Source organism: Comamonas resistens, assembly GCF_030064165.1.
GTDB lineage: Bacteria > Pseudomonadota > Gammaproteobacteria > Burkholderiales > Burkholderiaceae_C > Comamonas > Comamonas resistens.
Window position 1 is genome coordinate 2269654 of record NZ_CP125947.1, and the last position, 18293, is coordinate 2287946.

Here is an 18293-nt window from a genome sequence, read left to right on the forward strand (position 1 = left end):
CACGCGCCCGCTTACAGTGGCAGCGACATGGTGTAGTAGTCCTCCGGCTTGGTATTTTCAAAGCTGATGTCAGGGTAGAAGCGCCCCTCTACATGCACACGATCTCGCCCTGCATTTTTGGCGCTGTACAGCAGGTGGTCGGCCTGTTTCAGTGCACCTTGCAACTGCTCTTTGCTGGCAATCGAAGCGATGCCAAAGCTCAGAGTCAGCACTGGCCCTTGAGGCAAGACTTCTTGGTCGTGCCTGAGCTCCATGCAGATACGCTTGGCGACCTGCTCCGCACCCTGCAAATCAATTCGGGTCAGCAGCAGCACGAACTCTTCGCCGCCAAAGCGAGCCACCAGATCCTGGTTGCGCACATTGTGTTGCATGGCATTGGAAACGAGTTGCAGCACCTCATCGCCTTTAGCGTGCCCCCAGTTGTCGTTTATGCGTTTGAAGTGATCGATATCGCCAGCGAGAATCACCATGGGATACAGGCGCTGGTCTGCCAGCCTGCGCTGTGCAAGCTCATGAAACGCTCGTCGGTTCAGAATCTGGGTCAGCATGTCTATATCTCGCTCAATGCGCAGCTGGTTCAGGGTCTCCCTGATCGTTGCCGCACAGAGCAGCACCGTGAAGAGCAGTGCGAAAAACAGAATGCTCATCAACGTCGTTACCCAGTAGGTGGAGTTGGCTTGCATGGCATTGCTGAGGCCGGTCGTTCCCAGACACATCACCAGTGCAGGACGCAGCATTGTGAATACTGCGTAAGACACGTAAGTCCATAGGAGGGCGCGGTCCAGCCAGTCGTCGGACAGCCCTCTTTTCAGGACTGGCGACACCGGCAGCAGAAGAACCAGTGCAGCCCCAATACTGAAAGCTTGAATTCGCCCCACCAAACTGGGCGCAATCTGGACAAAGTAATAAAGCGACGCCAGGGTGGCGACGCACACTGACGCAGTCGGCATCGGGGGCATGAGGACCCCTCGACGAACTGAAAAACTCTTGGCCATGCACCAGGCTCCCACCAGAAACAGCGCATTGACGGGCACCACATAGTGATTGAGGAGCTCAAGCTTCAATACGCTGCGAATGCCGATAGAAGTGGCTGTCAGCAGGTAGGCGGTGCATAGCCAGAACAAAAAACGTTGTTGGCGTTGGATCACCCAGCACACACCCAGCAGGCCAGCCAGAAAGAGCAAGGACACTGATGGCATCAGCACATAGATGTAATCGTTGCTCGTGTGCATACTTGCAGCCCTTCTGCTAGTGATTACCAACAGATAGGCCAACTGGCCATACCTCAAGTTGAATCTAAATGCCAAGGCGTCCGGCTATGTGTCAGCGATTAACCTTTGGGTGCACAAAGTAACAACTTTTTGTGATCTTTGACAGTTCACTTTTTGACTTTCTGTCGCAAAAACTTCGGAAGCGACATTAGCTGACAGATCGCAGTCGGCATGACGATTTTTAGAGATAGGGCGGGCAGTCACAGTGCGGCGATTGGCGATTGGATTGTCTGTGTTTGTAGAGGTCACTACAGGATTGCAGCGGTCGAGACGGAATCCTATGCTTTCGCCATGACTCTCACTTCGGACTCCTGGCTGGCTCTGATCGTCAGTCTCCCGGCCTCCAGCGCTACGCCACGTATGCGGATCTGGCGTGCCGTCAAGGCATTGGGCTGTGCCGCCCTGCGCGACGGTGCTTACTTGCTGCCCTCGAAGGCGGAGCAAGCCTCGCAATTACAAACGCTGGTTGACGATGCTCTGCAAGAAGGGGGGCAAGCCTGGCTGCTCCATGTCCAAGCCAAGGACATGGCCGAGCAGGCCGTCTACCAGGCCCTGTTTGACCGCTCGGACGACTACACGCTATGGCTGTCGGACCTGGCCGAGTCTCGCAAGGCGCTGCCTGGTTTCGGCTCGGCGGAGCTCAATCGCCTGCAGCGTCGGCAAGCGCGTGTTTATGACGCTATTCGCAAGATCGACTTCTTCCCAGGCGAAGCCTCTATACGTGCCGAAGCCCAGTGGAGGGACTTCTCCAACGCCATCGACGCCATGCAGTCGCCTGGCGAACCACAGGCAACTGCCGGATGCATTGCTCGGCGCGATCGCATGCAATACCAGGGGCGTCTCTGGGCGACGCGCCGCAATCTCTGGGTAGATCGTGTGGCCAGCGCATGGCTGATCCAGCGCTTCATTGATCCCCATGCACGTTTCCAATGGCTGGAAACTCCGGCCGACTGCCCACCCGACGCCCTGGGCTTCGACTTCGATGGCGCAACCTTTTCCCACGTCGGTGACCAAGTGACATTCGAAGTGCTGCTGGCGAGCTTTGGTCTCGACGGCGACCGTGGCCTCTCCCAACTGGGCGCCATGGTGCATGCACTCGACGTGGGCGGCACATCCACGGCCGAGGCTGCTGGGTTCGAAGCCGTGCTGGCAGGCGCCCGGAAGCGCTGGTCGGACGACGACTCACTGCTAGCAGACATAGGCGGAGTGCTGGACTCGCTTCATGCGCATTTTTCCAGCCTACGAAAGCCATAGCCATTCCCGCACTTCAAAGTCGAACATGAACGACCTCAACACAACGGTAGTGGCCGACACCAGCGCCGCAAGCCCCCCCGGCTACACACTCTGGCAGCTTGTGCGCTACATGCTGGCTCTGGGCGCCTGGGGCTTTGGCGGTCCCGTGGCCCTGGCGGGCTATATGTACCGCGATCTGGTGGAAAAGCGCCAGTGGATTACCGATGCCGACTATAAGGAAGGCCTGGCTCTTGCCCAACTGATGCCAGGACCGCTGGCCGCGCAATTGGCCATCTATCTGGGCTATGTCCATTACCGGTTTCTGGGTGCGTCCCTGGTAGGGATCGCCTTTGTCGCCCCATCCTTCTTCATGGTCGTGGTGCTTGGCGCGGCCTACGTCGCCTACGGTGGCATCGGCTGGATGCAGTCGGTGTTCTATGGTGTTGGCGCTGCCGTGATCGGCATCATCGCCATGAGTGCCTACAAGCTGACGACCAAGAGTATCGGCAAGGACAAGCTGCTGTGGGTCATCTTCCTGATCAGCGCGGCCGTCACCGTGATCACCAAGTCGGAAGAAGTCTGGCTGTTTCTCGGGGCAGGCGTGCTGGTCTGGTTCTGGCGATCCCCTCCCGCCTGGCTGACGCGTAAAAGCGGCATCAACAGCGTTGCAGTGCCTCTGCTCGGGATGTTTGCACTCAGCACCATCGACTGGAACAAGCTAAAGCAGATCGGTCTGTACTTCGCTTATGCAGGCAGCTTTGTCTTCGGCAGTGGCCTGGCGATCGTGCCCTTCCTCTACGGCGGCGTCGTCAAGGAATACGGCTGGCTGACCGATCAGCAGTTCGTGGATGCGGTGGCAGTGGCCATGATCACGCCGGGCCCGGTGGTGATCACCACGGGCTTCATCGGCTACCTGATCACAGGCTTCTGGGGCGCCGTGGTGGCAGCGCTAGCCACTTTCGTGCCTTGCTACCTGTTCACGGTGATCCCCGCGCCGTACTTCAAGAAATACGGCAAGCGTCCGGATGTCATCGCCTTTGTCGATGGCGTCACGGCCGCCGCCATCGGCTCCATTGCGGGGGCAGTGATTGTCATCGGTCAGCGCTCCATCTCCGACTGGATCACCGCAGCGCTGGCAATCGCGACTGCGGCCATTCTGTGGCGCTTCAAGAAGCTCCCCGAGCCCGCCATCGTGGTTGCGGCAGCCGTCATCGGGCTGGTCGTCCACCCGCTGGTGACACATGGCTGATGCCCTTTAGCCATTCCGCCCGAAATTACCAATCCACGTTCGATAGTTTTCAAGGTGCATTCCCGCGGTCCTTCAACTGCGCCCTCTCACTATTGATCCGGCGATGCTCAAAGGCCTGTCGGAAAAGCGGATCGTCAGCCATCAGGCGAACAACTACATCGGAGCTGTCAAGCGCTTCAACTATCTGCCCGCAGTTGGACCGAAGCGATGAGGCATAGCTTCAGAGCCGCTTCAAAGGCGTCTCGTACCGCTGGCGTTTCGCGGGAAGCAAAGTTTTAGCACCATGGATCACCCGAGAACGCCCGAATACTGAGCTCGCCCCTGCTGCTCAAGCATTCTGGCCATCAGTTTTTTGTTCAGGTGATTGAAGCAATTCATCTTCATCTCCACCGGAGAGCTTCGGTGGTAGCCGCTACAGTGTTCCCAGATTGCGCGACCCAATCGCTTGCATGCTTTGGCTGTCTCATCGCGGTGGCTGAAGGTCAGTCCTTTGAGAAGCCTGGTTCCTTTGCAAGGTGCAGGAGTAGCATCTCGTCTGTAGTTTGAGTGCCGTTTTCTGCGAACGGGTTTCACACATTTTTCATACCGCACAAACAAAAATGCCCGCTTTTTTGGCGGGCATTTTTGCTGCAAGCTCTGGTTTTGCTTGCGATGTTTGGTAGGCGCGATTGGACTCGAACCAACGACCCCCACCATGTCAAGGTGGTGCTCTAACCAGCTGAGCTACGCGCCTGTCGTTGAAGCATCAAGTATAACTGCGCGAAATTGCTGTTTTGGAAAGAAAACGAACTTTTGATCGATTCTCTGCAAAAAATTTAAGAATCGATGTTCAACAGGCGCAGGTCCAGCTTGCCTTGTTGCATGGGCGGGCACCAGAAGTAGCTGCCTGTCAGTGGTTTCGAGAATCCGAACAGGGCATCGCTGATGCCGTCGTCCAGGCCCAGCATGCGGCGCATCTGTACTTCAAAGGCATCGAAGCTGCAACCGAAGGCCGAGAACATCAAGCCGGTTCGGTCGGTGCCTTGGGGACTGACCTGCCACCACGGCATGGAGCGGCGCAGCATGAAGGCTTCGGGTTCGAAGCTTTCTTGTGCCGTGCGCTTGACGTGGGCGGACTCGGGAGCATCGTCCAGTTCTTCGTTGTCGCTGAGGCGGCGGCCAATGGCGTGATCCTGAGCGTGTCTGGACATTTTTCCAAATGCAGTGAAGTCATGCAGCCACTGCTGAAGAGCCCAGAAGCTGCTGCCGTCGTGCCCTGCGCCATGGCCTTGCGCTACGGCGCAGGCAATGGCGTCATCGTTCTCGGGGTTCTCGGTACCGTCTTCGTAGCCGGTCAGGTCACGGCCATGCTTGCCCTGGCCGCGTTGGTGCACAAAGGTGTCGACCACATGATCGAGCTGCAATGCAGGAGCCAGCAAGGCGCTGAGCTCGCGTGTGCGCGCAATCAGTTCACCGCGCTCATCGCCGCGCAGCCACAGGCATAGCGCTGCGGGTGTGCTGGGGGCTTCGAACTGGGGGCCTTGCAGATGCGGGCATTCATGCAGCAACGGGATCTGTGCATCCAACTGCTGGACCAGTTGTAAGCCAAGGCCTGCGACCAGTTTGTCCCCATCGACCTGGGTTTGCAGGCGGGTGAGGGCGCTACGCAGCTCACCTGCGCTGCAGGCGGCCAGGGAATAGAACACATAGCGCGCTTGCGCAGGAACGGGTGCCAGAGTGCCGGCTTGTGTTTGGGTCATGAGTGCGATGGAATTGTAGAAATTGGTGTTTCAAAGTTTAGTGTGGAATACCGGCAGCCGCGGCTTGCCGACTCTCGTCTCATTGTGCAGTCAGACAATGCAACCGAAGTGCATGGGGCGTGAAACCAGACTGTTGAGAGAAGGCAAACAGAAGATATGACCGATAGTTCAGATGCGCATCTGATAGAGCATTGCATCCGCAGCGAGCTGGTGCACCAGGGTAATTTCTTGCAGGTTCGCAAGGACACGGTGCGACTGCCCCATGGTGGTGAGGCCACGCGTGAATATGTGGTTCACCCCGGTGCGGTGGCCGTGATCGGCTTGCTCGATGATGGGCGTGTGCTGCTGGAGCGCCAGTTTCGCTATCCCGTGGGGCGGGTGATGATTGAGTTTCCAGCTGGCAAGCTCGATGCGGGCGAGCAGCCCCTGGTTTGTGCCCAGCGCGAGCTGCTGGAGGAAACTGGCTACTCGGCGCGGGAGTGGGCCTATGCCGGGCCGCTGCATCTGGCGATTGGTTACTGCGATGAAGTCATTCATGTCTTCTTCGCTCGCGGTCTGACGGCTGGAGAGCGTTATCTCGATGCCGACGAATTTCTGGATGTCTGCAGCATGACGCCTGAGCAGTTGCTGGCAGGTGTGCAAAGCGGACAGGTGACCGATGCCAAGACGCTGAGCTGCTGTGTCTGGCTGCAGAACGTGCAAAGCGGAGCCTGGTCGCTGGACTGGAAGGCGCTTTGAGCTACTTATTTGGTAGCGGCTGGCGCTGTCTATATAAGCAATCCATATGGAAACAATGCCAAGAACGAGAAAAGGAGCGCGGTAGGCGCTCCTTTTTTATGGGCGTTGCTGATTTACAGCTTGCGCAGGCGCTCGGCTGCAGCAATCAGGGTTTCGTCTTTTTTGGCGAAGCAAAAGCGCACCACGCGCTGGTCGAAGCCGTTGCCATAAAAGGCCGACAGCGGAATGGCGGCGACACCATGCTCCCTGACCAGCCATTGGCAGAACTCGGCTTCGTTGAGATTCGAGACGGAGGAAACATCGGCGCAGACAAAGTAGGTACCGGCGGTGGGCAGGATCTTCAGGCGCGAACCGGCCAGGCCTTGCACAAACAGATCGCGCTTGGCCTGGTAGAAGGCCGAGAGGTTCAGATAGGGCGCAGGGTCTTGCATGTATTGCGCCAGGCCCGCCTGCATGGGGGTGTTCACGGTGAAGACGTTGAACTGGTGCACCTTGCGGAACTCGGCTGTCAATGCAGCGGGCGCGGCCACGGTGCCGACTTTCCAGCCCGTGACATGAAAGGTCTTGCCAAAGCTGGAGACGATGAAGGCGCGTTCGGCCAGGCCCGGATAGCGGGCGCTGCTCAGGTGCTGGGCACCGTCGTAGACCATGTGCTCGTAGACCTCGTCGCTGACCAGCATCAGATTGGTGGGGGCCAGCAGCGCTTCGAGTTGGCGCATTTCCGCATCGGTCCAGATGGTGGCGCTGGGGTTGTGCGGGCTGTTGATGATCAGCAGGCGCGTGCGTGGCGTGATGGCCGCTGCGATCTTGGCGAAGTCAGGGCGGAAGCTGCCAGGCGTCAGGGGCACACGCACGGCCACACCGCCGGCCAGCTCGATATTGGGCACATAGCTGTCGTAGCAGGGGTCGAGCACGATGACTTCGTCGCCCTTGTGCACGGTGGCCAGAATGATGGTGAGAATCGCTTGCGTGGCGCCGGCGGTGATGGTGATCTCGCTGGCTGCGTCATATTGGCGGCCGTGCGCCGCTTCGATCTTGGCGGCTACGGCCTCGCGCAATGCGGGCCAGCCTGTCATCGGCGGGTACTGGTTGTGGCCTGCGCGCATGGCGTCGTTGACGGCATCGAGCAGCTTGGGGTCGCAGCCAAAATCCGGGAAGCCCTGCCCCAGATTGACGGCCTTGTGCTCGGCTGCCAGGGCCGACATGACGGTGAAGATGGTAGTGCCCACATTGGGCAGTTTGCTGGGGAAGTTAGGAGTCACGATAGTCTTGCAAAGCAGTTGCGGGGCATGGCGCCCCGCGACACAAACCGGTGGGTCAGAGCCCGAAATCGTCCACACTGCCGTTCATGGCGCGCATGATGAGATCGCGCGAGAGGCGGTCACTGAGCAGCTCGGCAAACTTGTAGACGAAGTTGCGCAAGTATGCGCCGCGCTTGATGGCCACGCGTGCCACGCTGGTGCCGAAAAGGTGGCCGACGGGGCGTATGACCAGATCATTGACCGGGTCGTCGCGCATGGCCATTTCTGCCACGATGCCAATACCCAGGCCCAGGCGCACATAGGTCTTGATCACGTCGGCGTCGATGGCTTCGAGCACGATGTGCGGGTTCAGGCGGCGCATCTCGAAAGCGTGGTCGATCTTGCCCCGCCCCGTGAATGAGGGGTGATAGGTGATCAGCGATTCCTGCGCAATGTCTTCCAGCGTGATGCGGTCTTTCTGCGCCAGGGGGTGGCCGGTGGGAATGACCAGTACATGCTGCCACTCATAGCAGGGCAGGGTGACGAGATCGGGATAGTCGGCCAGTGATTCTGTGGCCATGCCGATTTCGGCCACTTCATCGATCACCATGCGCGCTACCTCGGCAGGAGTGGCCTGGTGCAGACTGATGGTGACCTTGGGGTACATATCGCGCAGGCGAGCCACGGCAGGCGGCAGCACATAACGGGCCTGGGTGTGCGTGGTGGCAATGCTGAGCGTGCCGCTGTCCTGGGCGCTGTACTGCTCGCCGATGCGCTTGAGGTTACCCACCTCGCGCATGATCAGTTCAATGCTCTTGAGAACTTCCTGGCCTGGCTCGGTAATGCGCTTGAGGCGCTTGCCGTGGCGGGCGAAGATGTCGATGCCCAGCTCTTCCTCCAGCTCGATGATGGCTTTGGAGACGCCGGGCTGCGAGGTATGCAGGGCTTTTGCCGCTTCGGTGAGGTTGAGGTTGCGGCGAGCGGCTTCTTGAACGAAGCGGAATTGATGCAGGTTCATGACAACATGGACTAAGAACTTGCATCATTATGCGTCAAATATCTAAAGAATCTATTTTTTATCTGGATTCTGTATGTATGAGGCAGATTCGCCACGGCAGGCTTCTATTGCAAGCTGTGCCAGTAAGGCAGTGACACGCGGATTCTCGCCCGCTGCCGTCATCAACTCGAACCGGCATTCGGGATATTGCTGGCAAAGTTCCTGCAACAGGCGCGGAATGTCTTCGCGCGCATGCTTGCCCGTGCCCAGAAACAGCGGAAGTATGGTTATATGGCCTGCCCCTTGCGCTGTCAGCGACTGTACGGCAGCTGGCAGGTCAGGCTCGCATGCATCCAGATAAGCGCATACGCAAGGCAGATCGGGCTGCACGGCCTGCACAGCCATACGCACGGCCTCAATAGGCTGGCGCCAGAGCGGATCTCTGGAGCCATGGGCCAGCAGAATCAGGCTGTGTAGGGGAATGTCAGGGGCAGTGATGCTTGTCATGACTTAACGCCGCAGCACCAGCCAGCCAAAGGCCGAGAGCGATAGTGCCGTGTAAAGCAGGCCGGGAGCCGCAGCCGCCAGCCAGGGCAACCAGGACTGCAGCGTGCCGATGTAGCCGAACACGTTGTTGAGCAGGAAAAAGCTGATGCCGGCCATCACACCGCCGAACACATAGGCCGTGATTCCCCCCGAGCGGAAGTGCAGATAGGCAAAAGGCAGGGCGAGCACCACCATCACCAGGCAGCTGAGAGGATAGAAAACCTTGCGCCAGAATTCGATCTCGTATTTCTGGGCGGCCTGACCGTTGGCTTCCAGGTGGCGAATGAACTGGAACAGGGCAATCGTGGTCATGCGATCGGGCTTGAGCAAGGCGCCGGAGACCATGGCCGCAGTGACCTGCGTTGGCCATTGCATCTGTGCTTCATGCTTCTTGGTGATGCGGGTCTTTTCACCTTCCTGGCTGACCTGGGTGAGTTCTGCGCCTTGCAGCAGCCATTGGTCGTTCTTCTCATCGACCTGCGCTGCCTGGGCACGAATCTGGCCGGTGATATGGCCATTGGCATTGAATTCGAAGATGCGCACATTGACAAAGTCGCCGGGAGCCTTGATGGCTCCCACGTTGATGGCGATGGAGTGATCAGCCTGCTTTTCCTTGAGCCAGGCGCCCGTGGCTCCGCTGGATATCTGGCCCTTGCCCAGAATGCGCAGCTTCTGGCTGTAGTTGTCAGCGGCAGGGGTAATGTAGTCGCCAACCAACACGGTCAATGCCACAAAGGCAATGCCCAGAGTCAGCAGGGTTCTGAGCGCCAGCCATGGCCCCATGCCGCTGGTGCGCATGATGGTGAATTCCGAACTCTGGGCAAACCGCGCCATCACAAAGATGGTGCCGATCAGCACCGCAATAGGCATGAGCTCGTACAAATGGCCGGGAATCGCCAGCGCGACAAAAAGCAGGGCAATGCCGGCGGTGTAGCCGGTGCTGCCTACCCAGCGCATTTCATCGACGAGATCGAAGAAAAAGAACAGTGCCAGAAAGGCCAGGGACACATAGAGGACCGCGAGACAGATTTCGCGGTAGATGAGATTGCGTAGAACTTTCATCGTGCCGCCTCCTGACGCGGGCTGGAGCGACGCAGCAGATCACGGGGAGACCAACGGAAGTGGCGTGCCAGCAGGACCAGAATGCTACCGGCCAGAATGCCGCCGTGCAGCACCAGCAGCAGGCCCCACATGCCGATCTTGTCCGCTCGCACCCAGCTTTCGCCCAGTGTCATGAGGTTGTAGTAAACGATGAAGGCAAACAGGGCAATCATCAGGCTGGTGCTGTTACCGGCGCGTGGGTTCACGCTGGAGACGGCCAGGCCCAGAATCACGAAGTTCAGGGCAGCAAACGGCAGACCCAGGCGCCAGCCCAGAACGGAATGTGCGATGGGGTCGTCGAGCTTGACCAGCTCACGAGTAGGCATGGAGCGCGCGTTGGCTTCCTCCACCGAGGTGGGATTGTCTCCGTCGACCTTGACCCCGTATTCCTTGAATTCCGTCATGCGCACCGATCCATCGTCGTTACGGGTCTCCATGCGCTGGCCGTTTTCCAGGATGACCATGCGTTCGCCTTTGATCGTTTCCAGGCGGGCTCCCTTGGCCGAGGTCACGGACTCCTTGCCCGGATCGCGGGACACAATGAAGACATTGCTGGCCGCCATGGCCGATGGTGAATCCTTGTCGACAAAGAACACGCGCGTACCGCCTGCAGATTCCTGAAACTCTCCGGGTGCAATACGGTCCAGGTCGCTGCGTTGCTGGAACTGGGTCTTGATCTGCTCGATCTGTTGATACGACCAGGGCAGCACGCCCAGCGCCAGAACGGCGGTGATCAAGATGACGGGCCAGGCAAAGCGCAGCAGCGGCTTGAGCAAGCTTGCCAGGCCCTGGCCTGCTGCAAACCAGATCACCATCTCGCTGTCGCGGTACATACGTGAGAGCGTGCCGACGATGGCAACGAAAAGACTCAAGCCCAGAATGGTAGGAAGCTGGCCAAGCACGGTGAAGCCCATGACCAGCATCACGTCGGAAGGGCTGACACTGCCCTTGTAAGCTTGACCCAGGGTGCGGATCAGCATCATGGTCATCACTACAGTGATCAAGACCACAGCCGTCGCACCAAAGCTGCGGGCCAGCTCTTTGCGTATGGATGAATCGAATAACATTGGCTAAAAGGAAAACACCGATTATGAACTTTGAACTGAAGGCTTTGACCGCTGCTGCTGCAGCGCGTGAAAAATGTGATCTGCTGTTGGTGCTGGTTTCCGAACAGGCCGCACTGGGCAGCGATGCCATTGGCGCTATTGCTGCCCATGCGGTGAAGCAGGGTGATTTTGCCTTGTCCTGCGGCAAGCAGCTGCCTTTGTATCAGGTGCCCGCTGTCGCGGCCCGTCGCGTGTTGCTGCTGGGCGTAGGTGCAGGGACTGCCAAGGATGTGCGTAACGCTCTGGCGGGCTGTGCTGCAACTCTCAAGGCGGAGGGCGTGGCCAAGGCGGTGGTGCATCTGGCCTTTGAGGCCGATGTCAAGGTTGTGGCCAGCACCGTGCAGGCATTGGGCGACGCAACTTACCTTTACACACATACCAAGTCTCAGGCAAAGCCCATCAGCCTCAAGAAGATCGTGCTGGGTGTGCAGTCCAAGACTGCAGCCATTGCTGCGGCATTCGACATTGGCGTAGCCCAGCAGGAAGGTGTGGCTCTGGCGCGTGAGTGGGCAAATCGCCCAGCCAATCATGCAACGCCGACCATGCTGGCCAATGTGGCCAAAGGCATTGCCAAGGCTGCACGCATGAGCTGCAAGGTTCATGGCCCGGCCGAAGTGGCAAAGCTGGGCATGGGCGCTTTCATGGCCGTGGCCCAGGGCTCGCGCGAGCCGCTGCGCCTGATTGAGCTGCACTACAACGGCGCGGCCAAGAGCGACGCACCGATTGTGCTGATAGGAAAAGGCATTACCTTCGATACCGGCGGTATCTCGCTCAAACCGGCGGCTGAAATGGACGAGATGAAGTACGACATGGGCGGCGCTGCCAGCGTGCTTGGCGTGTTCCAGTCGCTGGCCAGGCTGCAGCCTGCCATCAACGTGGTGGGCCTGATCGCCGCCTGCGAAAACATGCCCGATGGTGCGGCGGTCAAGCCCGGTGATGTGGTTACCAGCATGAGCGGCCAGACCATCGAAATCCTCAATACTGACGCCGAAGGTCGTCTGGTGCTGTGCGATGCGCTGCACTTCGCGGCGCGTTTCAAGCCTGCATCCATGGTGGACATGGCAACCTTGACCGGCGCCTGCGTGATTGCTTTGGGCGGTCTGCGCAGCGGCCTGTTCTCGACAAACGACGAGCTGGCTGCGGAGTTGCAGCAGGCCGGTGATGTGGCGCTCGATCCCTGCTGGCGCATGCCCCTGGATGATGAATATGCCGAAGGCCTCAAGAGCAATTTTGCCGACATGGGCAATGTTGCTGGCCGCGCCGCAGGTGCGGTGACGGCTGCCAAGTTTCTGCAGAAGTTTGTAGGTGACATTCCCTGGGCGCATCTGGATATCGCCGGTACGGCCTGGAAGAGCGGTGCGGCCAAGGGCGCTACAGGTCGGCCTGTGGGGCTGCTGCTGCAGTTTTTGATGAGCAAGGCTGTGCCAGCAAAGCCTGCCAAAGCGGCCAAGACCGTCAAGGTCGCAGCGGCTCAGAGCGCTGCTACGCCTCGCAAACGCGCGACAACTACGGCCCGCAAGGCTGAAGCCTGATGAAAACGGCGGGCATGACCTTGTTCAAGCTCAGGCCCGCCGGAGTGTGATGTGACTGAAATCGCTTTTCATTTCAACGCGCCCGACAAGCTGGCCTATGTCTGCCGTTTTGCGCGCAAGGCTTTGCGCCATGGCGCGAAGCTGGTCATTCTGGGGGAGGCCTCGCAGCTGACCCGTCTGTCTGCCCAGTTGTGGGGTGTATCGCCTGTCGATTTCCTGGCGCATGCTTCACAGGCCGATGGGACGCAGATGTTTGCGGCTTCGCCCATTGTGCTGGCCCAGCATCTGCAGGACTTGCCTCATCATGAGGTGCTGGTGAATCTGACACCGCAGGTGCCGGCAGACTTCGAACATTTTGCGCGCGTGGTCGAGATCGTCTCGTCTTCGGACGAAATGGATCGTCACGAGGCCCGTGCACGCTGGCGTGACTATGCGGCGCGCGGTTTGTCCATTGTCCGGCATGATTTGCAGCTCAAGAGTTAAGCCATGAACAGCTCATCCAAGACCCCGCCGCGTTTTGTTCCGACTCTGACAGAGATCGTGCCTGTTGAGGTGGCAAAGGAAGAGGCTGGCGAAGACGGCTCTTCATCGATGCGGGCTCATGTACCAGATGCAGCGGCAGACTCTTTGGTGATTGCTGCAGCTCCGCTGGCACCTTTTCATTCGCCCTGGTTGGCCGACGGCCTCTACGTGCGTGGTCTGCCTGCTGCCATTCCTCATGATTTGCCGCCGCTGCCAGAGTCTCTACCGCCACAGCAGCCTTTTGCAGATCCTTCCGTGGAGTTTCAGGACAGCCCTGTGCAAGGTGTCGAGCCCTTGCTGGAGCAGCGAGAGCTCGAATCTGTGCAGGGCGAGAGCATTGCTGATCATGCAGACTTGGTCGTAGAGGCTGCTATGGATCAAGCTGACGTACAGCCGGGACTGGATATGCAGCAGCAAATGCTGAATCAGCTGATGCAGCATGTCGAGCAAGTGCTGGATGAGCGTCTTCAGGCGATGATTGCTGCCGTCGTGCAGCAGCAGACACAGTCTCTGGCGCAGCGTCTGCGCGAAGAGATGAAGTCAGTGCTGCGGCAGACGCTTGAGCAAGCCGTTGGGACTGCAACGGCTTCGCACAAGGCATAGAGTCGACCGAGTTGCTGCAATCAGCGTCCCATGCGCACAGGGCCGCTGAAGACTTCGGGATTCAATATGTGGGAAGGTTGTCCATTGACAAAATTCACCACGTTTTCGAACGCGGCGCGGAAATACATCTCGTAGCTGTCTTGTTCCACATAGCCGATATGTGGCGTGCAGATGCAATTTTCCAGCCGCAGCAAGGCATGGCCCTGGAGGATGGGCTCGCTCTCGAAGACGTCGATGGCAGCTAGGCCAGGTCGGCCCCGGTTCAGGGCGCACAGCAGTGCCTCTGGCTCCACCAACTCGGCGCGCGATGTGTTCACAAACAACGCCGTGGGTTTCATCCGGGCAAGGTCTTGTGCCGTGACAGCTCCACGCGTCGCGTCGTTCAGGCGCAGATGAATCGACAGTACATCGCATTGTTCGAAAAATGCCTCCTTGGTCGGCGCAGCCAGATGGCCATCGCTTTCCGCTTTCTGGCGTGATGTGTCGCTGCCCCAGACGCAGACCTGCATGCCAAAAGCCTTGCCATAGCTGGCCACCAACTGACCAATGCGGCCGTAGCCCCAGATGCCCAGCATGCGGCCGCGCAAAACATTGCCCAGGCCGAAGTTCGAAGGCATGGATGCAGCCTTGAGGCCCGACTGTTGCCAGGCTCCATGCTTGAGGTTGGAGATATATTGGGGCAGGCGTCGCATGGCTGCCATGACCAGCGCCCAGGTCAGCTCTGCGGGTGCAACAGGTGATCCGATGCCCTCGGCAATCGCCACACCACGTTCCGTGCAGGCTTGTATGTCGATATGCGCGCCGGCCTTGCCCGTTTGGGCAATGAGTTTGAGGCGCGGCAGCTTTTCCAGCAACTGGCGTGATATGGGGGTGCGCTCGCGAATCAGGACGATGACATCTGCATCCCGCAGACGAACAGACAGCTGACCCACACCCTTGACCGTATTGGTGTAGACCTTGGCATTGAAGGGATCGAGAAGTTGTGCGCAAGCTAGCTTGCGCACGGCGTCCTGGTAGTCGTCCAAAATAACTATATTCACCACCGGGATCCTTTAGTAAGTGGCTGAATTTATTGATGAAGATCTCAGTCGCGTCAATCACGCGGGTGTTTGATCTCTCAAACCTGTACCCCAATTGATGTACCGCCAGCCGGCCATGGTGCGTCCATATGAACCATAGCCTAGCGCAACTTTCAAAGAGCTGCGCCGAATGGAGGGCGGGCTGCATACATCTTCGCAGGGAATGCTGCTGACCGTATTGTCGTTCAAGCTTGTGCCGGATTAGGGCTGCTGGCGATGGCGTCAGAGAATGCGAGGTTTGCTCAATCTTCAAGTTTGGTCACACATTGCCGCTCTGGTGGAGCTTCGCGTGCGAGGTACGTGTCCATAATCCGGCCCTTGATTGATCAAAGAAAAATGGCCACGAGACCTAAAAACGCCGAAGCACCGCCTTATGGTTCCTGGGATTGCCACGAGGAACTTTCCGCCATGCTACTCAACGCTCCACAGATCGGAACGGTGGCGAGGCTGGCTGTCGGTGATTGCCTGTTCCGACAAGGTCAGGTGCTGCGCAGCTTTCACCTCATACGCAGCGGCGTGTTCCACTCAAGAATCTTGCGTCCCGATGGGACAGAAATTTTGGTCGAGCTCTTCGGCCCAGGTGCCGTGGTCGGAGAGGGGCCAGCTTTTTCCGGAGCGAAGCGAGGCACCTCTGTTCGAGCCGTCAGTGATGCCGTGGTCAGCAGCTACACCGCAGAGGAAATGGCGGAATGCTTCGGGCAGCAGCCTGAAATTGCCGTCTCGCTAATCAAACTCTTGGGGTTGAAGAATCGCATGCTGCTGGATCGCATCTCTTCGATCACCTCGCCGCAGCCGCTTTTCAGAGTGGCGAGTCTGCTGTATCAGTTGGCCAATCACAGCTCGCGGCAAAGCGCTGACGACAATTCTGCGGATCATCTACCAGACGTTTCCCTCTCGCATGAGGCCATTGCCTCCATGACAGCCTTATCGCGGGTATCGGTGACTCGCACCATAGCCAAGCTGGTGGATTGCGGCGCCATTGTCGATGCGAAAAAGGGCCATATCACCGTAGACCTTGCAACTTTGCGTGAGGTCCTAAAAAACAGCTAGTACCGTATACCGGGATACAAAGGCCTGAAAGAGCCCGTCAGAGAATGAATTTTTCAATACTGAAGGGTAGAGACCATGCAAAAAGCGTCGCTGTGGATGGGTCGTAGTTACAGGAGCAGCGCTTTGGTTTTTCTGACTATAGGCCTGTGCAGCTCGGCTTTCTCGATGGAGCAGTCCAATCCTGTGCGGGAGTTTGCGCAGAATCCGGACTATTGCCATTACATGATGGCGCCGCCTGGTGGTGCAGACGATGAATTCGAGAGCCGGTACAGCGCGGCTCTGCAAGCATCTCTGAATTTTCTTCGGCAGCGCGCGCCGGATATGACGAAACTGGACAGCATTCTTTGGTTGCGAGAGCAATGTGAAACGGCGACTGCTGAAGCAGCCCAAACACCCAAACAATAGATTCAGATCAGAAGCCGGATGGCGGCCTTGTGGCTTTCCCAAGCTTGAACATATCGATCAACTCTGCGCTGCAAGGCTGTAGTTTCTTCCAGAGGCTCCAAGTCGCTGGACGCCATCGATCGCCAGCGATGGGCCGATGCCCTGAGCGAACCACTCTGGCTCGATCGGTGGTTCACGTAAATAAAGGCCGATGCCTTGCGGCGTGCCCGGGGAATTGGAGGGAGGGATGAGAACCTCAGGCTCGGCTGAAAATCAATGAGGTTTCGTTGTCATGGGATCTGACTGCAAAACAGCAGCTTGCAAGCTGCGCATTACGGTATGCGCAAAGCCTATGTGCAGCACCGATTTCAAGCAATACCGCATTCATACAGTCTCCCTGGGAGCAAGGCTTGACCTGGTGGGAAGACTCCGCGTTTATGTCTGTGTACTGCTGGGATCTGCAAATACCAGTGCGCTCAAAAGCCGCTCACGCCGCCACAGTCATCTGGGGGGCACAGCCCCGCGGCGTTTGAGCGCGCCCGAGCTTGAAGCTCAGAATTGTCTGCTGGAGTGGAGGTAGTTCACTCAGGCCTGCATGGCCCGTTCGTTGCGTGCCATATTTTCCAGGGCAGCGCAGACATCGGCCATGCGACCGGAAATCAACAGGCATTCGGGTTGCTTGCGGGGTTCGCGCTGGACGATTTTGAGGGTGCGGGCCGTTGCAAGCGCTGCATCTGCGTCTGTCTGCAGGGGCAAGCTGAGCTGAGGGCTCGCTGGTACGGCGCTGCGCGTTGCCTTGCTGCGAGTTCGGCTTTTGCGCATGGTGAAGACGTTCAAATAGGCGCTTTGAACATCGTGTGCAACGATATTCTCGCTTTGGTTTGGAGATGCCGGAGCTGGAGCCGCAATGCTGCACAGGTTGGCCGAAGGGGAGACCGGGAAGACTTTGAGTTTCCAGCGAGTCAGAGCGAGCAAAGGTTTGGCGAATTCCATAAAGCAACTCCTCAGGGCCTTTCGGCGTGGATCGGGCAGGATTGCGGATTTCGGGCAAAGCTCCGCCCAGGGCGAAGCATCCGGCTTCGCGCCTACCACCTGGACTGGAGAAATTCGGGGGGCGAGTGGCTGCTGAGCGATCTCGTCGGGTGGTTGACCAGCGCTTACATGAACATGGTGTTGCGGATCAGGCCTACGGCCAGGCCTTCGATGGCGAAGGGCTCTTCGGGGTCGACGTGGATGATCTTGTAGTCGGGGTTTTCGGGCAGCAGCTCAATGCCCTGGGGGGTGCGCTTGAAACGTTTGACGGTGACATCATCCCCCAGGCGCGCAACAACGATCTGGCCGTTGCGTGCTTCGTGTGCGGATTGCACGGCCAGAAGGTCGCCGTCCATGATGCCGGCGTCACGCATGGACATGCCGCGCACCTTGAGCAGGTAGTCGGGCTTGGCCGCAAACAGGCTGGGTTCCACCGAATAGGTTTGGTCGATATGTTCCTGAGCCAGAATGGGCGAGCCTGCGGCCACGCGGCCGACCAGAGGCAGGATCAGCTGGCTCAAGGCCGTCATGGGCAAGGCAAAGCTGGTGCCACGGGCAGCGTTGATGTTGCGTACGGTATCGGCGCGCAATCGAATGCCGCGCGAGGTGCCGCTGACCAGATCGATCACACCTTTGCGGGCCAGGGCTTGCAGGTGCTCTTCGGCGGCGTTGGCGGATTTGAAGCCAAAGGTGCTTGCAATCTCTGCCCGAGTCGGTGGCGCACCGGTACGCGCGATGGTGGACTGGATGAGGTCCAGAATCTGCTGCTGGCGGGGTGTGAGTTTGGGGTGGTCTAGCATGTCTGGCTTCCGGTCACCGAATTGTTGATCTGTGGGTTTATACAGTACCTGTATTTTTAACCAGTTTGAT

At 58.6% G+C, this 18293-nt stretch carries 18 protein-coding genes, 1 tRNA gene and 1 pseudogene; 8 read left to right on the top strand and 12 right to left on the bottom strand.

The window, feature by feature from the left end; genetic code table 11:
• Window positions 1-11: 11 nt before the first annotated feature.
• Window positions 12-1232 carry a GGDEF domain-containing protein gene (locus tag QMY55_RS10630; RefSeq protein ID WP_283488553.1) on the bottom strand — a complete coding sequence of 407 codons (1221 nt, stop codon included), beginning with the start codon at window positions 1230-1232 and terminating at the stop codon, window positions 12-14.
• Window positions 1233-1562: 330 nt separating this feature from the next.
• Between QMY55_RS10630 and QMY55_RS10635 the strand changes: the two genes are divergently transcribed.
• The gene (locus QMY55_RS10635) at window positions 1563-2525 is read left to right on the top strand and encodes a chromate resistance protein ChrB domain-containing protein (protein WP_283488554.1); all 963 of its coding nucleotides are present in this window, start codon (window positions 1563-1565) and stop codon (window positions 2523-2525) included.
• 25 nt (window positions 2526-2550) lie between these two features.
• Window positions 2551-3753: a chromate transporter gene (locus tag QMY55_RS10640; RefSeq protein ID WP_283488555.1), complete on the top strand. Its 1203-nt coding sequence runs from the start codon at window positions 2551-2553 to the stop codon at window positions 3751-3753.
• 321 nt (window positions 3754-4074) lie between these two features.
• On the opposite strand, the pseudogene QMY55_RS10645 reads toward QMY55_RS10640, so the two are convergent.
• The 3 genes and pseudogenes from QMY55_RS10645 to QMY55_RS10655 form a co-directional block, all read right to left on the bottom strand.
• Window positions 4075-4293: pseudogene (locus QMY55_RS10645) on the bottom strand (IS5/IS1182 family transposase); the annotation flags it as partial.
• 116 nt (window positions 4294-4409) lie between these two features.
• Window positions 4410-4486, bottom strand: a tRNA-Val gene (locus QMY55_RS10650).
• An 82-nt stretch (window positions 4487-4568) separates the two neighbouring features.
• Complete coding sequence (locus QMY55_RS10655; protein ID WP_283488556.1) at window positions 4569-5492, bottom strand: Dyp-type peroxidase; 924 nt, start codon at window positions 5490-5492, stop codon at window positions 4569-4571.
• A gap of 156 nt (window positions 5493-5648) precedes the next feature.
• Between QMY55_RS10655 and QMY55_RS10660 the strand changes: the two genes are divergently transcribed.
• Window positions 5649-6230, top strand: a complete 582-nt coding sequence (locus QMY55_RS10660; RefSeq protein ID WP_283488557.1) for an NUDIX domain-containing protein — start codon at window positions 5649-5651, stop codon at window positions 6228-6230.
• A 113-nt stretch (window positions 6231-6343) separates the two neighbouring features.
• On the opposite strand, the gene QMY55_RS10665 is transcribed toward QMY55_RS10660, so the two are convergent.
• From QMY55_RS10665 to lptF, 5 genes are read right to left on the bottom strand one after another with little or no spacing between them, the layout of a single operon-like run.
• Window positions 6344-7510: a pyridoxal phosphate-dependent aminotransferase gene (locus QMY55_RS10665; protein WP_283488931.1), complete on the bottom strand. Its 1167-nt coding sequence runs from the start codon at window positions 7508-7510 to the stop codon at window positions 6344-6346.
• A gap of 37 nt (window positions 7511-7547) precedes the next feature.
• Entirely contained in the window at window positions 7548-8489 is a 942-nt protein-coding gene (locus QMY55_RS10670) for a CysB family HTH-type transcriptional regulator (protein WP_283488558.1), read from the bottom strand.
• A 51-nt stretch (window positions 8490-8540) separates the two neighbouring features.
• Window positions 8541-8975: a sirohydrochlorin chelatase gene (locus tag QMY55_RS10675; RefSeq protein WP_283488559.1), complete on the bottom strand. Its 435-nt coding sequence runs from the start codon at window positions 8973-8975 to the stop codon at window positions 8541-8543.
• A gap of 3 nt (window positions 8976-8978) precedes the next feature.
• Window positions 8979-10076 (bottom strand): LPS export ABC transporter permease LptG, encoded by a 1098-nt coding sequence (gene lptG / locus QMY55_RS10680; protein ID WP_283488560.1) that lies wholly within the window; start codon window positions 10074-10076, stop codon window positions 8979-8981.
• The gene (gene lptF / locus QMY55_RS10685) at window positions 10073-11182 is read right to left on the bottom strand and encodes an LPS export ABC transporter permease LptF (RefSeq protein ID WP_283488561.1); all 1110 of its coding nucleotides are present in this window, start codon (window positions 11180-11182) and stop codon (window positions 10073-10075) included. The genes lptG and lptF overlap by 4 nt, the downstream gene beginning before the upstream one ends.
• A 23-nt stretch (window positions 11183-11205) precedes the next feature.
• Between lptF and QMY55_RS10690 the strand changes: the two genes are divergently transcribed.
• From QMY55_RS10690 to QMY55_RS10700, 3 genes are read left to right on the top strand one after another with little or no spacing between them, the layout of a single operon-like run.
• Window positions 11206-12753, top strand: coding sequence for a leucyl aminopeptidase (locus QMY55_RS10690; protein ID WP_283488562.1), 1548 nt, complete (start codon window positions 11206-11208; stop codon window positions 12751-12753).
• A gap of 51 nt (window positions 12754-12804) precedes the next feature.
• Window positions 12805-13236: a DNA polymerase III subunit chi gene (locus QMY55_RS10695; protein WP_283488563.1), complete on the top strand. Its 432-nt coding sequence runs from the start codon at window positions 12805-12807 to the stop codon at window positions 13234-13236.
• 3 nt (window positions 13237-13239) lie between these two features.
• Window positions 13240-13878: a hypothetical protein gene (locus tag QMY55_RS10700; protein WP_283488564.1), complete on the top strand. Its 639-nt coding sequence runs from the start codon at window positions 13240-13242 to the stop codon at window positions 13876-13878.
• Between the two features lie 20 nt (window positions 13879-13898).
• Here QMY55_RS10700 and QMY55_RS10705 read toward each other — a convergent pair whose 3' ends face one another.
• Window positions 13899-14918 (bottom strand): D-2-hydroxyacid dehydrogenase family protein, encoded by a 1020-nt coding sequence (locus QMY55_RS10705; RefSeq protein ID WP_283488565.1) that lies wholly within the window; start codon window positions 14916-14918, stop codon window positions 13899-13901.
• 375 nt (window positions 14919-15293) lie between these two features.
• Between QMY55_RS10705 and QMY55_RS10710 the strand changes: the two genes are divergently transcribed.
• On the top strand, window positions 15294-16007 hold the full coding sequence (locus tag QMY55_RS10710; RefSeq protein ID WP_283488566.1) for a Crp/Fnr family transcriptional regulator: 714 nt from the start codon (window positions 15294-15296) through the stop codon (window positions 16005-16007).
• A gap of 75 nt (window positions 16008-16082) precedes the next feature.
• Window positions 16083-16412, top strand: a complete 330-nt coding sequence (locus QMY55_RS10715; protein ID WP_283488567.1) for a hypothetical protein — start codon at window positions 16083-16085, stop codon at window positions 16410-16412.
• Window positions 16413-16976: 564 nt separating this feature from the next.
• Here QMY55_RS10715 and QMY55_RS10720 read toward each other — a convergent pair.
• On the bottom strand, window positions 16977-17384 hold the full coding sequence (locus tag QMY55_RS10720) for a hypothetical protein (protein ID WP_283488568.1): 408 nt from the start codon (window positions 17382-17384) through the stop codon (window positions 16977-16979).
• Window positions 17385-17548: 164 nt separating this feature from the next.
• Entirely contained in the window at window positions 17549-18223 is a 675-nt protein-coding gene (gene lexA / locus QMY55_RS10725; protein ID WP_283488570.1) for a transcriptional repressor LexA, read from the bottom strand.
• Window positions 18224-18293: the final 70 nt, after the last annotated feature.

Excerpts from the sequence above, each read along its gene's own strand:
- QMY55_RS10670 (WP_283488558.1), bottom strand. The coding sequence starts at position 8,489 with ATGAACCTGCATCAATTCCGCTTCGTTCAAGAAGCCGCTCGCCGCAAC.
- QMY55_RS10635 (WP_283488554.1), top strand. The coding sequence starts at position 1,563 with ATGACTCTCACTTCGGACTCCTGGCTGGCTCTGATCGTCAGTCTCCCG.
- lptG (WP_283488560.1), bottom strand. The coding sequence starts at position 10,076 with ATGAAAGTTCTACGCAATCTCATCTACCGCGAAATCTGTCTCGCGGTC.
- QMY55_RS10660 (WP_283488557.1), top strand. The coding sequence starts at position 5,649 with ATGACCGATAGTTCAGATGCGCATCTGATAGAGCATTGCATCCGCAGC.
- lptF (WP_283488561.1), bottom strand. The coding sequence starts at position 11,182 with ATGTTATTCGATTCATCCATACGCAAAGAGCTGGCCCGCAGCTTTGGT.
- lexA (WP_283488570.1), bottom strand. The coding sequence starts at position 18,223 with ATGCTAGACCACCCCAAACTCACACCCCGCCAGCAGCAGATTCTGGAC.
- QMY55_RS10710 (WP_283488566.1), top strand. The coding sequence starts at position 15,294 with ATGGCCACGAGACCTAAAAACGCCGAAGCACCGCCTTATGGTTCCTGG.
- QMY55_RS10715 (WP_283488567.1), top strand. The coding sequence starts at position 16,083 with ATGCAAAAAGCGTCGCTGTGGATGGGTCGTAGTTACAGGAGCAGCGCT.
- QMY55_RS10675 (WP_283488559.1), bottom strand. The coding sequence starts at position 8,975 with ATGACAAGCATCACTGCCCCTGACATTCCCCTACACAGCCTGATTCTG.
- QMY55_RS10640 (WP_283488555.1), top strand. The coding sequence starts at position 2,551 with ATGAACGACCTCAACACAACGGTAGTGGCCGACACCAGCGCCGCAAGC.
- QMY55_RS10700 (WP_283488564.1), top strand. The coding sequence starts at position 13,240 with ATGAACAGCTCATCCAAGACCCCGCCGCGTTTTGTTCCGACTCTGACA.
- QMY55_RS10630 (WP_283488553.1), bottom strand. The coding sequence starts at position 1,232 with ATGCACACGAGCAACGATTACATCTATGTGCTGATGCCATCAGTGTCC.
- QMY55_RS10720 (WP_283488568.1), bottom strand. The coding sequence starts at position 17,384 with ATGGAATTCGCCAAACCTTTGCTCGCTCTGACTCGCTGGAAACTCAAA.
- QMY55_RS10690 (WP_283488562.1), top strand. The coding sequence starts at position 11,206 with ATGAACTTTGAACTGAAGGCTTTGACCGCTGCTGCTGCAGCGCGTGAA.
- QMY55_RS10655 (WP_283488556.1), bottom strand. The coding sequence starts at position 5,492 with ATGACCCAAACACAAGCCGGCACTCTGGCACCCGTTCCTGCGCAAGCG.